Annotated in this window: 9 protein-coding genes; 6 read left to right on the top strand and 3 right to left on the bottom strand. The window is 62.8% G+C overall.

Annotated elements, in window-relative coordinates:
• Positions 1-75: 75 nt before the first annotated feature.
• Entirely contained in the window at positions 76-5,244 is a 5,169-nt protein-coding gene (locus M1E02_RS16405) for a DUF7927 domain-containing protein (RefSeq protein WP_479375274.1), read from the top strand.
• 362 nt (positions 5,245-5,606) lie between these two features.
• Complete coding sequence (locus M1E02_RS16400; RefSeq protein ID WP_479375273.1) at positions 5,607-13,271, top strand: immunoglobulin-like domain-containing protein; 7,665 nt, start codon at positions 5,607-5,609, stop codon at positions 13,269-13,271.
• Between the two features lie 153 nt (positions 13,272-13,424).
• Here the strand turns inward: M1E02_RS16400 and M1E02_RS16395 are convergent, their stop codons facing one another.
• Complete coding sequence (locus tag M1E02_RS16395) at positions 13,425-14,177, bottom strand: MBL fold metallo-hydrolase (protein ID WP_479375272.1); 753 nt, start codon at positions 14,175-14,177, stop codon at positions 13,425-13,427.
• Between the two features lie 189 nt (positions 14,178-14,366).
• On the opposite strand from M1E02_RS16395, the gene M1E02_RS16390 reads away from it, so the two are divergent.
• Both M1E02_RS16390 and M1E02_RS16385 read left to right on the top strand, forming a co-directional pair.
• The gene (locus tag M1E02_RS16390; protein WP_479375271.1) at positions 14,367-14,711 is read left to right on the top strand and encodes an iron chaperone; all 345 of its coding nucleotides are present in this window, start codon (positions 14,367-14,369) and stop codon (positions 14,709-14,711) included.
• A gap of 396 nt (positions 14,712-15,107) precedes the next feature.
• Entirely contained in the window at positions 15,108-15,704 is a 597-nt protein-coding gene (locus M1E02_RS16385) for a hypothetical protein (protein ID WP_479375270.1), read from the top strand.
• A gap of 90 nt (positions 15,705-15,794) precedes the next feature.
• Here M1E02_RS16385 and M1E02_RS16380 read toward each other — a convergent pair whose 3' ends face one another.
• Positions 15,795-16,118: a hypothetical protein gene (locus tag M1E02_RS16380; RefSeq protein ID WP_479375269.1), complete on the bottom strand. Its 324-nt coding sequence runs from the start codon at positions 16,116-16,118 to the stop codon at positions 15,795-15,797.
• Between the two features lie 316 nt (positions 16,119-16,434).
• Between M1E02_RS16380 and M1E02_RS16375 the strand changes: the two genes are divergently transcribed.
• Positions 16,435-16,908: a hypothetical protein gene (locus tag M1E02_RS16375; RefSeq protein ID WP_479375268.1), complete on the top strand. Its 474-nt coding sequence runs from the start codon at positions 16,435-16,437 to the stop codon at positions 16,906-16,908.
• Positions 16,909-16,942: 34 nt separating this feature from the next.
• On the opposite strand, the gene M1E02_RS16370 is transcribed toward M1E02_RS16375, so the two are convergent.
• Positions 16,943-17,434 (bottom strand): MarR family winged helix-turn-helix transcriptional regulator, encoded by a 492-nt coding sequence (locus tag M1E02_RS16370; protein WP_479378192.1) that lies wholly within the window; start codon positions 17,432-17,434, stop codon positions 16,943-16,945.
• Between the two features lie 90 nt (positions 17,435-17,524).
• On the opposite strand from M1E02_RS16370, the gene M1E02_RS16365 reads away from it, so the two are divergent.
• Positions 17,525-18,355 carry an alpha/beta fold hydrolase gene (locus tag M1E02_RS16365; protein WP_479375267.1) on the top strand — a complete coding sequence of 277 codons (831 nt, stop codon included), beginning with the start codon at positions 17,525-17,527 and terminating at the stop codon, positions 18,353-18,355.
• The last annotated feature ends 8 nt before the right edge of the window (positions 18,356-18,363 follow it).

Raw genomic sequence — 18,363 nt, 5'->3', positions numbered from 1 at the left:
GGTGGAACACAGTTGAACTATCCAAGTCAGAGACCAAATTTTGTTGTGGGGACGCGACCGCCCCGGTCCGGAGCAATGCGAACCGTAGCGGGATCGCTGGTTGCGATGCTGCTGCTCGGGCTTTTGACCGTAACGAACGTACTTACGACAGCTTTGCCAGCCAGTGCAGCGGTCTCAGCGGCGTGCAGCCTTGCCCAAAACGGCTCGTTTGAGACACCGAACATCCAAGACCCTGACAACCCGACGGCAGGGGACGCCTACATCGACGGATACAACATGTTCCGCACCGGGCAGCCCACAATGAGCGGCTGGAGCACGGTCGCCGGCACGGTCGATATTCTCCGGTACTACAACAATGCCAGCGACGGGGATCAAAGCATCGATCTTTGGGGCAGTGCGCCGGCGACGATGGAGCAGACGTTCACTGGTCTGGTCCCGGGAGCGGAGTACACGTTCTCCATCGACTACAGCGGTCTCGAAGCGGGGGCCTCGCGTGGGTCCGTGCTGCTTAGCCAAGGTGGCCCTTTCACATCGTTGGCCTCACTCTCGCCCTCCGTTAACGGCGTTCTTAACGGCAGCAGCGGATTGCCAGAGACCAGACACTACACAGTCACCTGGTCCACTTTCACCCAGACCTTCACTGCCACTGGCACATCGGCAACAATCCAACTGCAGAACCAGACCGCACCGGCGGCGCAAAACACGGGCCTGTTCATAGACAACTTCCGCTTCGCCAGCAATGAGCCCTGCGAGGACTTCGGTGACGCACCAGCAGGAACGCTCCAGTCAGATGGTGGACCCAGCCACATTGTGAAGGGTTTTGACTCGGCCACTGGCACGGCACCTTTGATGCTCGGAGCCACTATCGACCTCGAAGACGACGGCCAGCCCAACGCTGCCGCCACCGGTGACGGCGCAGACGAGGACGGCGTCACCGGTCCCATCACCCTGAACCCCGGCTCGACAGGCACAACACTTCCGGTGTCGGTAACCAACAGCTCTGGTGCGGTCGCCACGCTCTACGGCTGGATCGACGCGAACATCAACGGAAGTTTCGAAGCCAACGAGTTTGCCTCCGTTGCGGTGCCTGCCGGTGCGACCAGCGCCAGCCTGGACTTCTCCGGGCTGACGACTTTCCAGGACGGTGCTACACCATCCGTCAGGTTGCGTCTCACAACGGACCAGCTCCTCGATGATCCCAACACCCCGGCCGTAGACGAACGCGCACTGGGCGCAGCAACTGACGGAGAAGTGGAAGACTACCTCGCCCGGGTCGCCACCCTGGTTCCGGTCTCCTGCGCGGCGCCATTCGTGGAAACCTTCGGTGCAGGGACAGGCTACGGTGCACCGTTGCCCGGTGGTCAGACGACGTACCTCTACGAAGGTTCCGCAGCCGTTAACGACGGCGAATATGCGCTGCTGTCAGCCCTGCCGGGCGCCGCGGGCGGATGGTGGCACACAGCCTCAGATCACACAATGGACGACACCAACGGGCGGATGATGGTCATCAACGCATCATTCACCCCTGGGCACTTTTTCCAGCGCACGTTCACAGGATTGGTTCCCGGTACCACGTACGATTTCGCAGCGTGGATCACGAACGCGAACAACGTAGGATCTCCCATTCTGCCCAACGTGAAGTTCCGGGTCGTGGACCCTGCGACCGATCTGGTGTTGTCGGAGCTGGACACCGGCGATATTGCGGCTACATCCTCCCTGGAGTGGCAGCGGTTCGCGCTGCAGTTCGCAGCGTCGCAATCAACAGTCCGGCTGGAGCTGATGAACACCGCCCCCGGCGGCAGTGGCAACGACCTGGCCATCGATGACATCAGTTTCATGTCGACCTGTGAGTTCGGTGACGCACCGGACTCGTACGGCACGCTGATTTCCAGCGACGGTGCAGCACATGTGGCCAACGGCCCGACCCTGGGTACTCTCCGTGACATCGAGCCCGACGGCCAGCCCGCCACTGGCGCAACCGGCGACGGCGCCGATGAGGACAGCATCGCCGGGCCTATCGTGATCACACGGAACCAGGCCTCAACGGTGTCGGTGTCCGCGACCAATGACTCAGACGCTGACGTTACTCTGGCCGGCTGGATCGACCTCAACGGCGACGGCGGCTTCCAAACCACCGAACGGGTGACCGCGACGGTCCCGGCGAATTCAGGGACGAACAGCTACCAGCTGGTCTTCCCAGGGGGAACCGCCAGAGCAGACTCCTATGCACGGTTCCGGATCTTCAGTGAAGTCATCGCCGATCCTCAACCGACGGGAAGCGCTGCCGGTGGTGAGGTCGAAGACTACGCTGTGACCGTGCTGAACCCGGCGTTGTCGCTTGGGAAAACCTCGGACGCCACCGCCGACACCCGCCCCGGGGACACCATCACCTACACAGTGACGGCAACGAACACGGGAACCGGCCACTACACTGCCGGAACACCAGCAACGATGACCGATGACCTCTCGGGTGTGCTCGACGACGCAGAATTCAACAACGACGCCGCTGTGTCCTTCTCCGACGGGTCAACCTCAGCCCAGCCGACACTCACCGGCACAAACCTCACATGGTCCGGACCCTTGAAGATCGGCGAAACCGCAACCATCACCTACACCGTCACGCTGCAGCCCGGCGGCGATGCTCAGGTGAGCAACAGCGCCTGCGTTCCGGACGCTGAAGCGGACGGCTCCGCGTGCGCAACAACCGTGACGGAACTACCACGGCTGTCGATCTCCAAAACAGCGAACACCACAGAGCTACCAGCTAACGGCGGAGTGGTGACCTACACGGTCACCGTCAACAACGCCGGAGCCGGCGACTTCACGGCCGCTGCTCCCGGAACAGCTTCCGATAACCTGTCCAACGTCCTCGACGACGCCGCCTACAACAACGACGCCACGGCCAACACCGGAACGGTTTCCTTTGATTCCGGAGAGCAGAAGCTGAACTGGTCCGGTGCCCTTCCTGCCGGAGGCACGGCAACCATCACTTATTCGGTCACCTACGATTCAACCGGCGGTGACCATGACCTGGTGAACGTCGCCTGTGTTCCGGCGGAACTTGCCCAGGACACCGCCGAACCTTGCCGGTCGGTCCGGATCCCCGGCTCGGCGCTGCAGACGCGCAAGAGTGTGGACCCGGCATCCGGGACCCCTGTTGGTGCTGGCCAGGCAGTGACCTACACGCTGCACTTCGAGAACACAGGCCAGGCAACCGCTACGGTCGATGAGTCCGACGACGCCTCCGGCGTCCTGGACGACGCCACAATCACCGCCGGGCCCACGTCGTCCAACGCCGCGCTCACCGCCGTGCTCAACGGCTCACAGATTGACATCGCCGGATCCGTCCCGGCAGGGGCCACCTACACCATCACCTACACGGTGACGGTGAACGCGTTCGCCCAACAGGGTGACCATGTGCTGGCAAACGTGCTCGGCGGGGATGCCAACTGCCTTCCCGGTGACACAACCTGCCGCACCACCAACGCGATCAGGCACGTCTCGGTGACAAAAGGCACCGCAACGGCAACACCCGTGAACACCGGCGGCACCATGACCTACACAGTCACCGTCACGAACGACGGGGCCGCTGACTACACCGCGGAGGCGCCGGCTGCTGCAGTTGACGACCTGACCGGGGTCCTGGACGATGCAACGTTCAACAACGACGCGACCGCCACAAGAGGCCAGCTGTCCTACACGGCACCTTCCCTGAACTGGACCGGCGCGTTGGGCATCGGGCAGAGCGCGACCATCACCTACACCGTGACCGTAACCAACGACGGCGACCATGCACTCTCCAATACAGCCCAGGCACTGTGCACGGCGCCGGAGATATGTGACCCTCCTGCCAACGTGATCACCTTGTTGCCTCACGTTGTGCCTGGCAAGTCCTCAGACCCCGCCGCTGGCACAGCCATGAACGCAGGACAGGTCGTGACCTACACCCTGTCGTTCACCAATGACGGGCAGGTAGCGGGTCCGGTGGATTCCACCGACAACCTCGCCGACGTCCTCGACGACGCGACAGTGTCCTCGGAGCCGGTCTCCTCCATCCCGGCCGTCACGGCTGTCAGGACGGGTGACCAGATCCGGACCACCGGCCAGATCCAGCCGGGACAGACGGTCACGGTCACCTACCACGTCACCATCAACCCTGACGGTGAACGCGGCAACAACACCGCCCGGAACGTCCTCACCCCGGATGTGCCGACGTGTCTGGTCGAGGCGGATTGCCCGCTGCCGGTCACGGAGCACTTCATCGGTGAGCTGGATGCCTGGAAGACGGTTGACCCGGTCTCCGGGACAACAGTGCAGCCGGGGAAGGTCATGACCTACACCTTGCATTTCCAGAACACCGGAACAGCTGACGTGGCGGTGAACAAAGACGACGTCCTGACTCAGATACTGGATGACGCAACCCTCACCTCCGCTCCGGCCAGCTCAGACCCGGCACTGACAGTCACACCCGTGGCTGACGGCCGGTTCACGGTCACCGGATCCCTGACCCCGGGCCAGCTGGTCACCGTGACCTACACCGTGACCCTCAACCCTGACGGGCAGCGCGGTGATGACCGGCTCGGGAACTTCCTCGTCAACGAGGGCGCCGAAGCTCCTGCCGAGTGTATCCCGGCGGACCAGGAACACCCGGGCTGCACGGTCAACTACGTCTCCAACATCGTGGTGACCAAGACAGCCGATCCGGCCTCCGGAACGAAGGTCATCGGCGGGCAGGACGTGACCTACACGGTGACATTTACCAACACCTCAACGAACGAGGAAGCAGCCGACGGGGTTATCGCATACACCGACCACATGAAAGATGTCCTGGACGACGCGACGCTCAAAGCCGGACCGACCAGCACCACTGGCGGCGTGACAGCAACCACCAGCGGCGAAACCATCGTGTTCACCGGGGCCCTGGCCACCGGCAACACGGCGACAGTGAGCTACACCGTCACGGTCAAGCCCTACGCCGAAGGGGTGAACCACACCCTCGGGAACGTGGTCGCAGCCACCGGTGAAGAGCCGATCTGTGCAGCAGACAGCCCGCTCTGCACCACCAACCCGGTCGATTCCCCGATCGTGCCGGTCATCCCACCTGCAGCGGACCTCGCCGATACCGGTGCCCAGGCCATCGGCGGACTCCTGCTCCTCGGGGCCCTTCTCCTGGCAGCCGGCGGAAGCCTGATCTTCATCCGCCGTCGCAAGGCCGACCAGGAAGAGGAAGGGGCGCTGCTCTAACCCACAACTTCGGTCACCGCCCGTCCCCCGACGCGGCGATGACCGAAACGCGGCGCTGGAGAGACCACCCAGGCGTCGAACAGGTGCAGGCTCCTGACAATCCAGGAGCCTGCATCCGTTTCATAAGCTTCTGCTTCATTTAGGTCTGTTGCCCTTGTAGGGGCTACAGCCAGGGCCGTCTTCACCGCGTAACAAAGGCCGCAGTTACCCCGTCACGAGGGCAACTTTAGTGCCTGCCTATTGCCTAAAGCCTCCGTCCGCTCTAAAGTTCCAGTTTGTGAGCGCTCACATCGCTCTATCCGCCCGCGGCGCAAGCTTGCCCCCAATTGCCCTGGGCGGGAGTCAAACACAGAGGAGTGTTCATGACAACGAGCGGTACCTGGCTACGGGTTGCTTCCACCATTGCTACTTTCTGTATTGCATCAACCCTGGTGATCGGGCCGGCGCAGCCCGCGCTCGCCGTCACTCCTGAGGATGCAGCTGCGGTGCAGGCAGCCGCCAGCGCTCTTGCTGTAACAAACATCAACGACGTTCGAGGGAACCTGACGCTTCCGTCGGCCGGCGCGGAGGGAACCTCGATCGCGTGGGCCTCAGAGGACAATGCGGTGGTTGACCCGAGCGGTGTGGTGCACCGCCCCGCCACCGGCCAGGCAACCGACGACGTCACGTTGACCGCCACCATCACCAGGAACGACGCCTCCACCACGAAGACGTTCAACGCCGTGGTCCCCGCCCTCCCGGAGACGCCGAAATTCGAGGCGTACATGTTCCCGTACTTCACCGGGGACTCCATCGCCGGTGAGAAGATCTACTTCGGCGCCAGCAACGGCAACGACGCCCGGAACTGGCTGTCCCTCAACGGTGGCCAGCCGGTAAAGACCTCCACCATGGGCACCAAGGGCCTGCGTGACCCGTTCATCGTCCGTTCCCCGGAGGGCGACAAGTTCTACATGATCGCCACCGACCTCTCGATCGGCAGCGGCACCACGTGGGATGCTTCGCAGCGCCAAGGCAGCCAGTACATCGAAATCTGGGAGTCCACGGACCTCGTTAACTGGTCGGATCAGCGGCACGTGAAGATCTCCCCGGACAACGCCGGCAACACCTGGGCGCCCGAGGCTTACTACGATTCCAGCCTCGGCGAGTACGTCGTTTTCTGGGCCTCGAAGCTCTACACCACCGCGGACCACAGCGAGGGCCAGCCGAACCAGATGCTCTACGCCACCACCCGCGACTTCGTGACGTTCAGCCCGGCGAAGGTCTGGCAGAACACGGGCAAGTCCAGGATCGACAGTACGGTGATCGCCGAGAACGGCACGTACTACCGTTTCACCAAGGACGAGGCCCAGGCCAGTGGCTGCCTGGACATCATGCAGGAGCACTCCACCAGCCTCACCGCCGTGACCACGGTGACCTCCGCCACCTCTGACACCTGGAAGCTCGACGCCACCTGCATCGGCAAGAATGCCGGAACGGCCGCCGTCGAAGGCCCCACCGTGTTCAAGGCGAACGACGGCGACGTCAACGGCCCCGGCTACTACCTGTTCGTTGACGAATTCGGCGGACGGAAGTACATTCCGCTGTTCTCCCAGAGTCTGCAGAACGCCAACTGGGCGGTTCCGACCGGATACTCCCTGCCGTCCCCGGCCCCGCGCCACGGAACCATCATGCCTATCACGGCTGCCGAGCAGAAGGCCCTCATGGGCACCTACCTGCCCAAGGCGACGTCCGTGGCCGAGGTCAAGACAGCCGCCGTCGTTGGAACCCCCGCAAAACTGCCCCGCACAGCGACGGTGACTTTCGCCGACAACAGCACGCGGGATCTGGCCGTCACCTGGAACGCTCCCGCGCCTGCTGACTACTACACCCGCGAAGGCAACGTCACCGTGACCGGAGCAGTCACCGGCACGGATCTGACCGCCACGGCCATCATTTCCATGATCCCCGCCGGCAGCGACACCCTCCTCCACTACGACTTCTCGAAGGTCACCGGAACCGTGGTGCCGGACTCGTCCCCGTGGGGGCGTGACGGTGTCCTCAAAGGCGCCGGCGCAACGGTCGCCGGCAATGTCCTGACCCTGCCCGGCGGCGCGGCCAACAGCACGGCTGCCTACGTGCAACTGCCCACTGGAACGTTCGATGGCCAGAACACGCTGACCATTTCCGCCTGGCTCAAGAATGAGACTGCCTCCGGAAACTACGCCGCAATGTTCTTTGGGGGAGCGAGCAATCCGCCGAGCCAGTACTGGCTGCTGAATCCGCGCAACTCCCAAGGCCGGTTCAAGTCTGTGATCACCAACGGCAACAGCACCTCCGCGCCGTGGGGAACCGAGGCCGGCATCTCGCCGACCAACGCCGCGCAGGGCATCGCCGGTCCTCTGACGGACAATTCCTGGGGCCTGTACACCACAGTCATCGAACCCAACCAGATCACCGGTTACTTCAACGGAACCAAGATCGGCACCGTGGCCACCACGCGGAAGGTGAGTGACTTCGGCTCCAGCCTGGTCTCGTACATTGGCCGGTCCTCCTACCCCGACCCCTTCTACAAGGGCGGAGTCAAGGACGTCCTGGTGCACAGCACCGCGAAGACGGCAGAACAGATAAAGGACTACTACTTGAGCACCGTGGACCCGGCCGTTGTTGACGCCGCACTCCAGGCAGATGCCGATGCCATCAACCTGGGCCCCACCCAGGTGACCGGGAACCTCACCCTCCCCACGAGCGGTGCCAAGGGCTCGGCCATCAGCTGGGCATCTTCGGATCCCGCAATCATCTCGGTCACCGGTCAGGTCACCCGCCCGGCCGACGCCGATGCTCCGGTCACGCTCACGGCAACCCTTACGCTCGGCACCAAGACCGTCACCCGCCAATACCAGCTGACGGTTGTTGCCCAGAACCCCTCGACCGGCGAGGAGGTGGCCCCGGCCGCTCCGGCTGCGCCGTCGCTGACACTGGACGGGCCCTCGGCCCTGATCGCGTCCTGGGTAAAGCCGGTCGACGGCGGTTCGCCGATTACCGGGTACAACGTGACCCTTTACCGCTCGGACGGGGCCATCTACCGGACTTCAAAGGTGGATGCGTCCGTCACGTCCACGCGATTCTCCGAGCTGGAAACCGGAAGCTACCACGCAACGGTAGTGGCCACCAACGCCATCGGTGATTCGCCGGCGTCGGCACAGTCCTCGCCGGAGGTGGTGGGGCCGAAGCTGATGGCGCGTTATGATTTCTCGGCTGTTGCCGGGACCTCTGTTCCTGATGCTTCGGGGAATGGTAAGACGGCAACGATTGTGGGTTCGGGGGCGACGGTTTCGGGTAAGGATCTGATGCTGCCCGGTGGTTCCTCGACGAGCGGCGCGGCGCATGTGAAGCTGCCGGCCGGGATGTTTGATGGCCAGAACACGTTGACGGTCTCGACGTGGCTGAAGAACGAGACCGGCTCCGGGAACTACGCGGCGATGTTCTTCGGCTCGGCCGCCTCGCCACCGAGCCAGTACTGGCTGCTGAACCCGCGGAACCAGCAGGGGCTGTTCAAATCGGTGATCACTGACAGTTTGAACGCTTCGGCACCGTGGGGCACCGAGGCCGGTATTTCCCCAACGACGTTGTCCATGGGTGTTGCGGGTCCGGCGACGGGCACTGACTGGGCGCTGTATACGACGGTGATCAAGCCGGGCTCGATCACGGGCTACTACAACGGCGTGAAGATCGGCACGGTGGCGACGACCCGGAACGTGTCTGACTTCGGCACCGGGCTGGTGGGGTACATTGGCCGGTCTTCATATCCGGACCCGTTCTACAAGGGCGGGGTGCGGGACGTGTCGGTTTACAGCACGGCGCTCTCTGATGCTGACGTGGCGAACGCGTTCTATGCGGGATCGGATCCGGCTGTAGCCAAGGCTGCCCTGGACGCCGATGCTGCCGCGCTGAACCTTGGCCCGGAGACCATCGCTGCGGACCTGACACTGCCGCACGCCGGGGCGAAGGGGTCCAAGATCACCTGGTCGAGTTCGGACCCGGCGCACCTGGACGCGAACGGCAAGGTCACCCGGCCAGCTACCGAGGACGCCACGGTCACCGTGACCGCGACCCTGGAACTCGCAGGCCAGAGCACCACCCGCACCTTTACCTTCACGGTCATAGCGAATACTCCGCAGAAGGATTTGAAACTGGTGGCCGATTCCTACAACCCCGCCATCGGCGTCGTGACGGAGGACATCAGCCTCCCCACAACCATCGGGAACGTAGCCGTCTCTTGGCGGTCCTCGGACGCCCAGGTCCTCTCCGGGGCAGGAAAGGTCACCCGGCCGTCCACCGATGCCTCGGTCATGCTGTCGGCGACGTTCGCCGCCGACAGCCTGACCGAGGTCCGCAACTACACCGTGAAGGTGCTGGCAGCGGACGCGGGGCGGATCGGCACGTACATCCAGTCAGGGAACACTGCCCGCACGGATGCGCTCCACCTTGCTTCCCAGAACGCGGAAGGCGGCACGTACGCCGGACTGAACAACGGCCGTGCGGTGCTCTACCCGACCCTCGGTGCTGTGAAGTTCGGTTCACCCACGTTGTTCCGGAAGGTGGACGGCTCCTTTGGCCTCGTCGCCACGGTGGACAGCAACTCCTCGTCGATCTACGTCTACGACTCGGCGGACCTGACTGCGTTCACGGGGGAGCGGCTGGTCCCGTTCAACAGCAGGAACCTTGCAGCGAAGTCTGTCGCCGTGAAGTACGACAACAGCATCGCGGCCTACCGGCTGACGTTCGTGGCCCTGGGTGACGGCAAGACGTACCAGGTCACCACGAAGGACTTCACCTCCTTCACGGACCCTGTTGAGGTGCCGGCTGTGCCCGCAGCAGGTCAGGGTACGTTCCCCGCGGGTGCACTGGAGGCGTCCTCCATCGGGCTCACCAAGGTTGAATATGACCGGGTGATCGCCAAGCACAGCCGGCTCTTCAACACCGGTGTTGCTCCGTTCAGTGATGTAAAGCTCGACGGCGGTGCGCAGCTCAGGCTGCCGACGACGTCGGACGTGCAGTACAACAACGGTTCCACCACCAAGATGGGCGTGCAGTGGAACGCTGCCGATGTTGCCGCCGTCGAATCCGGAAAGCCGGGAACGTACACGGTCAACGGCACGGTCCAGCGGCCCACCTATCCGGAGAAGCTTGTGGCGCAGCGGGCCGATCCGGACGTGATCAAGGGCGATGACGGGTACTACTACTTCACCGCTTCCTACCCGATGGTGGGCAGCGGAGACCCGGAGGGCTACGACCGCGTGACCCTGCGCCGGGCGACCACGATCGCAGGGCTGGGCACCGCACCCGAGGTGACCATCTGGGACGAGAACACCTCCGCCCTGAACCGGTACATCTGGGCACCGGAACTGCACAAGGTTGGCGACAGCTGGTACGTGTTCTTCACCGCCAGCATCGACAGCAGTGTGTGGAGCATCCGGCCCGTGGTGCTGAAGCTCGATGGCACCGACCTGATGGACCGCAGCAAGTGGCGCGAACTGGGCCGGATGAAGCCCGCAGCCGGTGACACGGAGGCCTTCCGAGGCTTCTCGCTGGACATGACGTACTTCGAGAACGCCGGCAAGCATTACGTGGTGTGGGCCGAAAAGCCCGGTGCGTCCAACCTGCGGATGGCCACCATTGATCCCGCTGATCCGTCGCAGCTGACCAGCAAGTCGATCCTGCTCACCACGCCCACCATGGCATGGGAGAAGAACGCGGGCCAGTCGGTGGACGAGGGTCCTGCCGTGATCAAGAAGGACGGGAAGGTGTTCCTCACCTTCTCCGCAGCCACCGTGGACGCGGCCTACTGCATCGGGTTGCTGACGGCTGCAGAGGGCGCCGATCTGATGAACCCGGCGTCGTGGGCCAAGAACCCGTATCCCATCCTGACCACAGCGGACGTTCCCGGCCAGGCAGGCCCGGGCCACAACTCCTTCACTGTGGACGAGTACGGAAACCCCGTGATCGTGTTCCACTCGCGGACCGTCGGAGAGGTATCCGGCCCGGGCGATCAGGGTGACGGAGGCCTGTTTGATCCAGGGCGGCACGCCAGGGCAGCAACGGTGCACTTCGGTTTTGACGGCCAGCCGGTCTTCAACATGACGGCAGCCGAAGAACTGGCTGATGCGTACAAGAACGTGCAGATCAAGGTTGTTGTTTCGGACTCTGCAGCGCCGGTACTGACCGCTGCTTTGGATCCTGCTGCCCCCACCGGCAGCAACGGCTGGTACACGGGAGATGTGGCCTTGGTTGCTTCCGCTACTGACGATTCCGCCGTGACCATTGAGTACAGGCTCGACGGCGGTGCCTGGCTGCCCTATTCGGCGGCCGTTGCGATCGGCGAGGGCACGTCCGCCGTCGAGGTCAGGGCTACGGACAATGGCGGAAACCAGTCCGCGGTCACCACGCTGGAGGTCCGGCGGGACATTACGGCGCCGCAGGTTTCGGCAGTGTTCGACGACCAGGGCGGAAAGTCGCTGGGCCCGATCGAGGTGACTCTGGCCGGCAGCGATGCCGACGGCGGTTCGGGTCTGGATGCGCTGACGTACTCGCTCGACGGCGCTCCCTGGACCACGTACGCGGCACCGGTCTCGGTCTCCGGAGCCGGTGCGCACAAGCTGGACTACCGGGCATCCGATGCAGCAGGAAACACCTCGGCGGCGAAGGCTGCGACCATCACTATTGCCGCTCCGGACACCACCGCGCCAGTGTTGACCGTGACGGTGTCTCCTGACGCACCCGATGGCACGAACGGGTGGTGGAAGTCGATCGTGAATGTGACGGCAACTGCTACTGATGACAGCGGTGCGGCGCCGCGGATCGAGGTGAGCCGCGATGGCGGCATGACCTGGGACGTGTTCGCACCGTTGGTGCTGGCTGATGGAAGTCCTTCATTGAACGTCCGCGCCGTGGACGCCGCCGGCAACGTATCCGCCGTCGTGGATCGGGCCTTCAAGATTGACCGCGTAGTCCCGTCAGCGTCGGCTGTGGTGGACGCCGTGGCCCGGAAGGTCGCGCTGGCCGGAGCCGACGCGGAGCCGGGGTCCGGTGTAGCCGGACTGGAGTATCGGGTTGACGGAGCCGAGGCATGGACAGCCGTGGCAGGTGCCGGTGCCGAAGTCACGGTTGGTGCCGGGGCGGCCACCGTTGAGTACCGTGCGGTCGATGTTGCCGGCAACGTGAATGCAGCGCAGTCCGCGCTGGTGCCTGCAGCCGCCGTCGCCAAGGCAACTGTCTCACTGGCGTCGGCAGCCCAGCCCTCGGCCGAGGGCTGGTATGCGAAGGACGTGACTGTGACCATCGCGGCGCCTTCAGGATCCGTGGCTGAGTACCGTCTCGACGGCGGCGCCTGGAGATCCGCAGCGCAGCCGTTCACTATCTCCACCAGTGGACTGCATACGGTTGACCACCGCCTGCTGAAGAACAACGTGGTGGTTGACGGTTCTGCCGGCAGTGTTTCGGTGAGGATCGACAAGATCACGCCGACGACGTCGGCTCTCACCACGCCCGGTTCGGCTGTTGGAACGCCCCGGAACCCGGTAAGCGTGCTCTTCTCGGCGAGGGACACGTTGTCCGGCGTCGCCAGGATCGAGTACAAGGTGAACCAGGGCGCCTGGACCAACATCCAGGCAGGTGGCTCAGTGAAGTTCTCCACAATTGGCGACTTTGTGGTGAGCTACCGGTCCTTTGACGAGGCAGGCAACGCCGACAGGATCCGCACCGTCACGGTGAGGATCACCGCGGATGTGGCACCGTCCTTGAAAGCCAGCGCGGGGAGCGTTAAACCCGGCGGTGCGCTGACGTTCACGCTGGCCGGATTCGACAGGTGGGACAAGGTGGTCCTGAGCAACGGGGCCACAACGCTGGGATCGGTGTTGACGGACGAAAAGGGCGCGGCGAAGGTCACCCTGACCATACCTGCGGGCACTCCGACAGGCGTTGCAACCATCACGGCCACGGGCTCGGACGGGGATCCGGTGGCCACGGTGAAGGTCACGGTAAAGAAATAGAAGCTGAGTGGTCTCCACAAAGCGGGTCAGTCTAGAAGCAGGCTGACCGACACAAAAGGCGGGCCTGCTGCGATTGCAGCAGGCCCGCCGTCGTACTTCTGGTTTCTAGCCGGTGATTCCGGCCTTGTAGATCTTCGCCGCCGCCGCTGGTGGTTAGACCTCAACGACGTGTGGCACTCCTGGGGCGAGCCATGTTAGGCGGTCAGTCAGGCCGGCTTCGGCAAACGATGCCGCGATCTCGTCTTCCGTTTCGGTGAAGTGTTCCCATGAGGAGAAATGGATCGGCACCACCGTCTGCGCGCCGAGGGAGGCAGTGAACTTCGCGGCGTTCGCGCTGTCCAGGCTGATCATCTGGTCCCCGAGTATGGCGAACTTTGCCGCGCCGAGGTGCAGGACTGCTACGCCGATCGAGAATTTTTCACCGATTTGGTCAAGGTCGCTTTCGTAAGTGGTATCGCCTGAGATGTAGAGGACCTTCTCTTCCCCCGGGACCCGGAGGATGAATCCAACTACGTCACCGGCCGGACCATGATGCGCAGGCGTCGCCGTGATGATCACGGATTTCTCTCCCACGGAGAACGTGTGGCTGCTCCAGGGGGCGATGCCAACTGCTTGGCCGCCCAGTCGGCCCGCGCCGCTCTCGGTGGTCATCACGGGCTTGCCCTCCAGCAATCTCCTGCCGGCCTCGTCCAGATTGTCAGGGTGTTCATCGTGACTGAGCAGCACGGCGTCAAATGGTGGAAGGTCGCTTGCAGCTATGGCCGGCTCAATGGTGCTCCGCAGGACAACCGGTCCGGACACATACTCGGTGGGGGCAGGGTCGAACACGGGATCGGTGAGGAACGTGAGGCCACCAAATTCAATGAGCATCGTTGCTGTGCCGATATGCGTCAGTCTTGTCTGCATGGGTCTTCCTTTGAATCTTAAATTTCAGAGTGCCGACTTTTTGCCGCCACGGATTGGGCTACGAATGGGGCAAACCTGGAGAAGCAACTGACCGCGTTCGTAACTATACGGACGATCGTACAGTATTAATTCGGTGTCGACCTGAGTGCGCACATCAAGGCAGGCTGGGTCCGGGATTAGAATGACCGGATGGGCTCCATTGACGACTCCCTGGCCGCTTTGCCGGAACAGGATCGCGCCTGTCTGCAACGGGTTGTAGAGATCGCGCGCGGCTTGGTTCCGGAGGCAGTTGACGGGGTGAGTTACGGGATGCCGGCCCTGAAGCTGGATGGAAAACCACTCATCGGGTTTGTTGCAGCCGCCAAGCACCTCTCCATCTTCCCCTTCTCGCCGGAGGTGGTTGACGCCGTCGCAAATAAGCTTGACGGCTTCTCCCTTTCCAAAGGAACCATCCGCTTCACCCCGGACCATCCCGTTCCCGACGACGTGGTGGAGGAGATCGTCCGCCTGCGCCGCGCTGAGATCCTGGAGTAACCCACATCAGGCTGTATCCCCTGCCCGATTCCGATCGCAAGCTGGCCGAGAAAATCCATGCGCTTGTCAGGGAAAACGCACCCGAAGTTCAACTCTGGTGCCGAAGGCGCCGTGAGAGTACCGTTCTTCCCATCAGAAAACTCCGCTGAACTGGGCTCCGGACACATCACTCATGTGGGAGGTGCCCCCTGTGAAAAGTGACGCAGTGAGAAGTGGCGGAGCGGCATCACCGTCGAGCCACGACCCTCCCGGCTTTCGAATGCGTGATGCTTCTGAATCGATATCCACCCGATTAAGCCGTCCTGACGCCTGTGCGCCTCACGGCATGGGTGGACGCAAGCAACGAACAGACAATCTCTGGCTCGCTGCTGCGGGCCACCAATTGAGGAGGATGCAATGAAGCACACGTTACGCGTCGCCTTGGGAGCAATGATCTCCGTGATCGGACTGTCGATCGCAGCGGCTGCCCCGGCAATGGCAAAGCCACTTGAACACGATCACTTCGTGGATTCCGGTAGTGAAATCTTTCAAGTTGGGGACCCGACTTTCTGTCCGGGGGTCGTAGGCTTCCCTGTGCTGCACGGATGGCATGCCACGGGAAATTTCCTCTTTGTTGTTCGCGGTGACGGCCTCGCTTATGGCGGGGGCCCGGTCCAGGCGACGGATACTTGGACGAATACGGTGAATGGCAAGACTTTGACGGTCACCAATAGGGGCAAGGGTCGGGATCACAAGATTACAGACAACGGGGATGGGACGCTGACAATCGAGATTGCTGTTTCGGGTGTCCAGAAGGTCTACGGCCCGGACGGTGAACGTCTCTTCATGGACACTGGAATGTTCAGGTACGAGATCCTTATTGATCATGGCGGCACGCCTGGTGATCCCTCCGATGACGAGTTCATCGCGGACCTCGGAGTGACCGTCAGCCACGGGCAGGAAGACACGGTAAACCGCGAGTTCTGCGAGGACCTGGTCCTCTTCCTCGGCTGAAAGCAGCTGCTCCGTTTTTATCGGCAAATAGTGGTGCACGGGTGGCCCTGCCTTTTGGGCGGGGCCACTGCCGTGTGACAGCGCCAGGTTTTATGGGTTCTGCTCCCAGTGGATCCGGATGGCCTCAGCGATTGCGCCATGGGCAGCATCTACGCGAAAAGCAACCGGAGCTCTCCCCGTCTCTTCAATAACGGCGTCCCGGTACACCCTGCCGCATTTGGGACAGAGGGTGTAGATGTCCTCATCTTCGGGCCACTCCGCCAATCCGGCCGGCACGGGGGTCTTGTCGTCACCGTGCACCGGGATGCCTTCTGCATTGGCTTGGATGAGGCCCTCGCCGTCGACGGTGTTCCCGCAGACGCAGGTGATGGTGGTGACGTCATGACCAGTGACATCGGCGAATTCAGTCTCCATGATGTGCTCCCGGAGATGGAGGAAGACGTTAACTCCTAGTTTAGGTGTCCCATCCCAATAGCGAACTGTTGCTCTTGCTGACGTGTTGACTAGGCGTCACGGCGGGGCCACGATGAGAGCAATTGTTCCCTGGTCTCCCGAAGAATCGTGGGCAGCCATGACCATAGGAAAATCCCAAGACCGGACCCGGACCACGCAGATTCTCCGCTGGTCTGGAATGGCTGCGGTATTGGGCGGGCTGCTCTGTGGCCTTGCCGCCTTGTTGCATTCCTTTGAGCCCATTGGGTGCATTGGTCAGGAGTGCGATACCCGCCCAATGCGGCTAGCGACCGGCCTCGTTTCGGTGATCTCTCCGGTCGCGACCATCCTGATACTGATAGGGATCACCGGCCTGACGTGGCTGGCCCGCCAAGCTGGCCGCCACAAGAAACTGGCGAATGCTGGAGTGATTTGTGCAGCTGCCGGAATCGCCGTGTTGTTTCTGGGCGGGCTCATCCAAGCCATTTTTTTCAATGGTGATTTTCCCTGGATGCCGTTCTTCGTGATTCCAGGACTGCTTGCGGTCATTGCAGGCTTCGTGCTCATCGGTGTTTTTATTCTCCGCTCTGGTGTGCTCCCTCGCTGGCTTGGCATTTTCCTCCTTGTGACCAGCGTGATCCTCCTGGCGGCGAATGAGCAGACGGCTGCCGTTCTCCTCGCCATACCCTTTGGGCTGGCAGTGGCCACAGTCGGGACTTACATGTGGAGGGTGGCGGACCGTCCAAGGACGGCCACCGCGGCTGCACGCTGAACACGGAAGTCGCCCGTTAGTTGAGCAGCCGTGGTCAATTCGGGGCTGCGCCGTTGATGTTCGACCGTCCTGTTGTCAGACTGCGCGTGGCGTCCAGGACGTCCTGGAGTGTTTGCAAGGCTGCTTCAAAGCGCTGCTCGCCCGCATACGAGCCCCAAAGCTGCTCCAGTTCCAGGACCTTGGCCGATGCCTCGCGTAGCATCTGTAATCCTCGCGCGGATGGGAAAATAAGCTTTGCCCGGGCATCGGAAGGATCAGGCCTGCGTTCCAGATACCCCAGTTCCTGAAGTTCGTTAACCAGTTCCGATGTGGCAGCCAGGCTGAGCTGCGCCCGTGCCGCCAAGGCTGTCAGACGGATTCCCTTGGTGCCGATGTTGCCGGTGATTTGCAGATGAGCCAGACGGATGTCGCCGTAGCCGTGAGAGTCCGCCTCGTCCAGGAGCTCACGCCGGAACTCGGCCAGGAGGCGTACCAGGAGTTGGCCGACGGGCAGCCTTGGATGCTCGGAATCTCTTGACGGCGGCATGGACACGGAGGAAACTGTATCTCATATACTTCGGAAACCGAAGCAAATTTCCCTAAAAAATGCCGAAGATGCTTTCTTGGAGGCCAGGACATGATTTCGGAGACCACGATCAACACCACGCTTGGCCCACTGATGGTCCGGCGTGCCGGGAGCGGTGCTCCAGCGCTCTTGTGGCACAGCCTTTTTGTTGATTCCAGAACTTTCGACGGCGTCGTGGAGGAGCTGGGCCCGCAGCGCGAGCTGTTCATGGTGGATGGCCCCGGGCACGGTGACAGCCCCGGGCCACACAAGCGCTATTCCCTGGAGGACTGCGCCACTGCTGCTGCCCAGATCCTGGACGCTATGGGCATTTCGACGCCGGTGGACTGGGTGGGCAACGCCTGGGGCGGCCATGTAGGCATCGTCTTTGCGGAGAAGTTCCCTGCACGTTGCCGGACGCTGACTACGATCGGCACACCACCGTTTCCCCTGACCAGAGCAGAGAAAGCCCAGACGGGTCTGCTGGTCTTCCTCTACAGGATTTTGGGCCCGCGACTGTTCAGCGGATCAATTGTGGAAGCGCTCGCCGGACGCGGCGCGGACAGGACTTCGCCGTCGGCTGCAGCAGCGGTTAGTGATGCGTTCCGCAGAGGCAACAAACGCGGCAAATACTGGGCTATGCGGTCCGTGATGCTGAACCGTCCCGACCTCCGCCCCGTCCTGCCTCGCTTGCAGGTCCCAACCCTGATGCTGGCGGCCAGGGATGATTCGCTAAACGATCCGGAGGAAGCCGAGCGTGCAGCGCGGACCGTGCCGGACGGACGTTTTGCCCGGGTCTCCGGTGGTGGCCATGTGGCTCCGCTTCTGATTGCACCGGCTGAAGTGGCCCAACATATCCTGACGTTCTGGTCGGCCTACCGGAACCGGCAATCAGCGGCATGAGGCACTCA

The organism is Arthrobacter sp. Z5-13, assembly GCF_056499105.1.
Note: the sequence above shows the minus strand (reverse complement) of the source record. Positions and strands in the feature narration are given on the sequence as shown.

Excerpts from the sequence above, each read along its gene's own strand:
- M1E02_RS16405 (WP_479375274.1), top strand. The coding sequence starts at position 76 with ATGCGAACCGTAGCGGGATCGCTGGTTGCGATGCTGCTGCTCGGGCTT.
- M1E02_RS16370 (WP_479378192.1), bottom strand. The coding sequence starts at position 17,434 with ATGCCGCCGTCAAGAGATTCCGAGCATCCAAGGCTGCCCGTCGGCCAA.
- M1E02_RS16390 (WP_479375271.1), top strand. The coding sequence starts at position 14,367 with ATGGGCTCCATTGACGACTCCCTGGCCGCTTTGCCGGAACAGGATCGC.
- M1E02_RS16400 (WP_479375273.1), top strand. The coding sequence starts at position 5,607 with ATGACAACGAGCGGTACCTGGCTACGGGTTGCTTCCACCATTGCTACT.
- M1E02_RS16395 (WP_479375272.1), bottom strand. The coding sequence starts at position 14,177 with ATGCAGACAAGACTGACGCATATCGGCACAGCAACGATGCTCATTGAA.
- M1E02_RS16385 (WP_479375270.1), top strand. The coding sequence starts at position 15,108 with ATGAAGCACACGTTACGCGTCGCCTTGGGAGCAATGATCTCCGTGATC.
- M1E02_RS16380 (WP_479375269.1), bottom strand. The coding sequence starts at position 16,118 with ATGGAGACTGAATTCGCCGATGTCACTGGTCATGACGTCACCACCATC.
- M1E02_RS16365 (WP_479375267.1), top strand. The coding sequence starts at position 17,525 with ATGATTTCGGAGACCACGATCAACACCACGCTTGGCCCACTGATGGTC.
- M1E02_RS16375 (WP_479375268.1), top strand. The coding sequence starts at position 16,435 with ATGCGGCTAGCGACCGGCCTCGTTTCGGTGATCTCTCCGGTCGCGACC.